Annotated in this window: 5 protein-coding genes; 4 read left to right on the top strand and 1 reads right to left on the bottom strand. The window is 64.6% G+C overall.

The window, feature by feature from the left end; translation table 11 throughout:
- Positions 1-202: 202 nt before the first annotated feature.
- A complete protein-coding gene (locus UNPF46_RS36695) occupies positions 203-601 on the bottom strand; it encodes an MAPEG family protein (protein WP_100175942.1) in 399 nt (132 codons plus the stop codon).
- Between the two features lie 82 nt (positions 602-683).
- Between UNPF46_RS36695 and hemH the strand changes: the two genes are divergently transcribed.
- From hemH to UNPF46_RS36675, 4 genes are all read left to right on the top strand, one after another.
- Positions 684-1,721 (top strand): ferrochelatase, encoded by a 1,038-nt coding sequence (hemH, locus tag UNPF46_RS36690; protein WP_142253279.1) that lies wholly within the window; start codon positions 684-686, stop codon positions 1,719-1,721.
- Positions 1,722-1,731: 10 nt separating this feature from the next.
- The gene (locus UNPF46_RS36685) at positions 1,732-2,700 is read left to right on the top strand and encodes an ABC transporter substrate-binding protein (protein WP_142253278.1); all 969 of its coding nucleotides are present in this window, start codon (positions 1,732-1,734) and stop codon (positions 2,698-2,700) included.
- A gap of 232 nt (positions 2,701-2,932) precedes the next feature.
- A complete protein-coding gene (locus tag UNPF46_RS36680) occupies positions 2,933-3,937 on the top strand; it encodes an SPFH domain-containing protein (protein ID WP_142253277.1) in 1,005 nt (334 codons plus the stop codon).
- A 55-nt stretch (positions 3,938-3,992) separates the two neighbouring features.
- Positions 3,993-4,436, top strand: a complete 444-nt coding sequence (locus UNPF46_RS36675) for an NfeD family protein (RefSeq protein ID WP_100175938.1) — start codon at positions 3,993-3,995, stop codon at positions 4,434-4,436.
- The last annotated feature ends 147 nt before the right edge of the window (positions 4,437-4,583 follow it).

The following is a 4,583-nucleotide window of genomic DNA, read 5'->3' as shown; positions in this document are numbered from 1 at the left end:
TCGAGCGAAGTGGACACCGGTTCGCGTGAAGAAAACGCGTCAAAACAACAATCTAGAGCTTCGGTTCTGATTCAATCAGAACCGAATACGCTCTAGGCGAAGGTCTCGTCGCCCGGATGGAGCGAAGCGCAATCCGGGACAGAGTCGCCGTGAAAAGACCCCCGGATTACGCTTTGCTCCATCCGGGCTACGGTCACAAACCTCACACAGGCAGAAATTGCTTCAACGCCGGCATGAAGAAGATCCCGAGATTGATCGCAAAGCCGATGCTCCAGAGGATCGAGCGCAGCGTCGGGCGGTTGCCGAGATAGGTCAGCACATAGGCGATCCGCACGATCAGAAACAGTGCCGCGAGCTCGTCGATCAGCCGCTGCGGCGAATCCCGGTATTCGGCGAGCAGGACCGCGAAGGCGAAGAACGGGAAGGTCTCGATGCCGTTCTGGTGGGCGCCGAGCGCGCGCTGCGACAGGGCGTCCTCATAGAAGGCGGGATCGCGCGGCCGGGAATTGTCGAAGCGGCCAAACCTGATCCATTTGATCGCGGCGATCGTTGACAGATAGAGCAGCAGCGCTCCTAGGACGCACCATTCCGCGAGTGTCATCGTCGCTCCCCGGCCTGGCTGCGACCCTAGCGAAACCGGCCTCATCTTGACAAGTTCGGACCAACGCGCGACCCACAGAGCCATGACCAGCGTCGTCCCCATCGAGACCGGAAGACCGGTCGCCCAATCCGCCTTGCCGCGCGTTGGCGTGCTCCTGATCAATCTCGGAACACCCGACACGGCGGATGCGCCGGGCGTGCGGGTCTATCTGAAGGAGTTCCTCAGTGATGCCCGCGTCATCGAGGACCAGGGACTGATCTGGAAGGTCGTGCTGAACGGGATCATCCTGCGCAGCCGCCCCCGCACCAAGGCGCTGGACTACCAGAAGATCTGGAACACGGAGAGGAACGAGTCGCCGCTGAAGACCATCACGCGGTCGCAAGCCGACAAGCTCGCGGCCTTGCTGTCCGACCACGCCCACGTCGTGGTCGACTGGGCGATGCGTTACGGCAATCCCTCGATCAAGTCGGGCATCGATGCGCTGATCGCGAAAGGCTGCGAGCGCATCCTGGCCGTTCCGCTCTATCCGCAATACTCCGCCTCGACCTCGGCGACCGTCTGCGACGAAGTGTTCCGCGTGCTTGCCCAATTGCGCAACCAGCCGACGCTGCGGGTGACGCCGCCTTATTACGAGGACGCCGCCTATATCGAGGCGCTCGCCGTCTCGATCGAGACGCATCTGGCGACGCTGTCCTTCAAGCCCGAGCTGATCGTAGCGTCCTTCCACGGCATGCCGAAATCCTATGTCGAGAAAGGCGATCCCTATCAGCAGCACTGCATCGCCACCACCGCGGCGCTGCGTCGCCGGCTCGGCATGGACGAAACGAAACTGCTGCTGACCTTCCAGTCGCGCTTCGGCAATGCCGAGTGGCTTCAGCCCTATACCGACAAGACCATGGAGCGGCTTGCGAAGGAAGGCGTGCGCCGTATCGCAGTGGTGACGCCGGGCTTTTCCGCCGATTGCCTGGAGACGCTGGAGGAGATCGCGCAGGAGAATGCTGAGATCTTCAAGCACAATGGCGGCGAAGAGTTTTCCGCGATCCCCTGCCTCAACGACAGCGAGCCCGGCATGGACGTGATCCGCACCCTGGTGCTGCGCGAGCTTCAGGGCTGGATCTGATGGGCGCCCCGTGAACCGCCGTGAGTGTCTGGCGCTTCTTGGGACGATCGCGGTGCTGCCGGTCCCGGTCCTGGCGCAGCAGCCGCGCGCGGTGCGCCGGCTCGGTGTGCTCTCGGTCATCGCCTCCGATGATGTGATCGGCCAGGCTCGCCTGGCCGAGGCGCTCGCCGGCCTCGGCTGGAAAAAGCGCGACAACCTCGAGATCGACTGGCGCAGCGGCGGCGGCGACCGCGCCCGCATCGCGCGGCTCGCCGACGAGTTGATCGCGCTCAAGCCAGACGTCCTCCTCGCGCTCGGAACGCCCTCGGTCGAGGAGCTGCGCCGCCGCACCACGACCATCCCGATCGTGTTCGCCGTCGTCACCGATCCCGTCAGTCAGGGCTTTGTCGAAAACCTAGCCCATCCCGGCGGCAACGTCACCGGTTTCACCGATTACGACGGCCCGCTGGCCGGCAAATGGCTGGAGATGCTGACGCAGGTCACGCCGAAGGTCTCCCGTGCCTTCGTCGTCTACAATCCCGCCACCGCGCCCTTCGCACCCCTGATGCTGCGCACCATCGAGGACGCCGCGCGGACGCTCCGGATGACGGTCGAGCCCGCGCCGGTGAATGACGCGGCCTCCATCGCAGTGCTGGCTTCGCGAAGGGACGGTGGCTTTCTGATTCTGCCGGACTTCTTCACCATGGCCAATCGCGGCCAGCTTCTGGCGGCGATCGCGCAGGCGCGCGCGCCGGCCGTGTTCTGGAGCCGCACCTTCGTCGACGAGGGCGGGCTGATGTCCTACAGCACCGACAGCGCCGAGCAGCTCCGCCGTGCCGCGGACTATATCGATCGCATCCTGAAGGGGGCGCGGCCAGCCGACCTGCCAGTGCAGAACCCCACCAAGTTCGAGCTCACGGTTAACCTGAAAACGGCCAAGGCGCTTGGCATCACGCTTGCCTCGGGTCTGCTCGCAATCGCGAACGACGTCATTGAATAGAGCTCGCGGTGACGGCGCAATTCTTGACCCTTGCCGCTAGGTCTGCGTCTGCTCGCTTTCAAGAGCCTTGTGCAAAATACATATTCGTGACCGTTTCCTCTCGCGGCGCCTTGTGCAGAATTGCGCCGATACCGACGTTACTTGCGACCGCTGAACCGGTAAGGTCGTGATCCCGACCAATGACAGCGCGGGAAAGGGCTTTTCCCGGCTTCTTTCCCGCCTTGGAGGAGCTATGAGCGGTTTCGACATTTTCGCGATTGTTCTGGTGTTGCTCGTCATCGTCACGCTGGTTGCCGGCGTGAAGACGGTGCCGCAGGGCTATGACTGGACCATCGAGCGGTTCGGCAAATACACGCAGACGCTGAGCCCCGGGCTCAATTTGATTGTGCCTTATTTCGATCGCGTCGGGCGCAAGATCAACATGATGGAGCAGGTGATCGACATCCCCGAGCAGGAGGTCATCACCAAGGACAATGCCACCGTGACGGTGGACGGCGTTGCCTTCTACCAGGTGTTCGATGCGGCGAAAGCGAGCTACGAGGTCTCCAACCTGACGCAAGCCATCACGGTCCTGACCATGACCAACATCCGCTCGGTGATGGGCGCCATGGATCTGGACCAGGTGCTGTCGCATCGCGACGAGATCAACGAGCGCCTCCTGCGCGTGGTCGATGCCGCGGTCTCGCCCTGGGGCCTGAAGGTCAACCGCATCGAGATCAAGGATATCGTGCCGCCGGCCGACCTCGTCGAGGCCATGGGCCGGCAGATGAAGGCCGAGCGCGTCAAGCGCGCCGACATTCTCGCCGCCGAAGGCCAGCGTCAGTCCGAGATCCTGCGCGCCGAGGGCGCCAAGCAGGGCCAGATCCTGCAGGCCGAAGGCCGCAAGGAAGCTGCGTTCCGCGACGCCGAGGCCCGCGAACGGTCCGCGGAGGCCGAGGCCAAGGCGACGCAGATGGTCAGTGAAGCCATCTCCAAGGGGGACGTCGCTGCGTTGAACTATTTCATCGCCGACAAGTACATCAAGGCGTTCGGCCAGTTCGCCGACGCGCCGAACCAGAAGATCATCATGCTGCCGATCGAAGCGACCAGCATGCTGGGCTCGCTCGCCGGCATCGGCGAGATCGCCAAGGCGACGTTCGGCGAAAGCGCGGCCTCCGCGGCCGCCGCCGCGCGCCGCCCGGGCTCGGTGCCGCCGACCGGCAGCACGCCGCCGGCGGTGCCGCCGCGGCAGGGATAGTCACTTGCGCATGTCCCTTCAGGCAGGGGCATGCATCATGATAGAAGGTCGTGTCATGACCGACATGTTCGTATCGCTCGGCACCTGGAACTGGCTGATCTTCGGCTTCATCCTGATGGCGCTGGAGGTGCTCGCGCCGGGTGTCTTCCTGTTCTGGCTCGGGCTCGCTGCGCTGCTCGTCGGCCTGATCTCGTTCACGGTCGTCCTGTCGTGGCAGATCCAGCTCGTGATGTTCGCAGTGTTTGCCGCTGCCGCCGTGCCGGTGTGGCGTCGGCTTGCGCGGCCGAAGCCGGATGCGAGCGCCAGTCCGTTCCTCAACAAGCGCGCCGATGCGCTGCTCGGGCGCGAGTTCACGCTGGAGAAGCCAATCGTCGATGGCAGCGGCACCATGCGGATCGGCGACACCGTCTGGCGCGTCGCAGGTCCGGATACGCCGGCCGGAACGCGGGTGAAGGTGGTGCAGGTGGACGGTGCGAATCTGACCGTGGCCGCGGCGTGAGGATTCTTCGCCTCTCCCCGCTTGCGGGGAGAGGCCGGATTGCATCGCAGATGCAATCCGGGTGAGGGGGAGTCTCCGCGAGTCCGTCTCTCACCGTCTGCGCGGAGGCCCCCCCCCCCCCCCCCCCCCCCCCCCCCCCCCCCGGGG

The sequence above is a fragment of the Bradyrhizobium sp. UNPF46 genome, from assembly GCF_006658625.1.
Taxonomy (GTDB): Bacteria; Pseudomonadota; Alphaproteobacteria; order Rhizobiales; family Xanthobacteraceae; genus Bradyrhizobium; species Bradyrhizobium nitroreducens.
The sequence above is the reverse complement of the archived record's forward strand: the minus strand, read 5'-3'. Positions and strand labels throughout refer to the sequence as shown.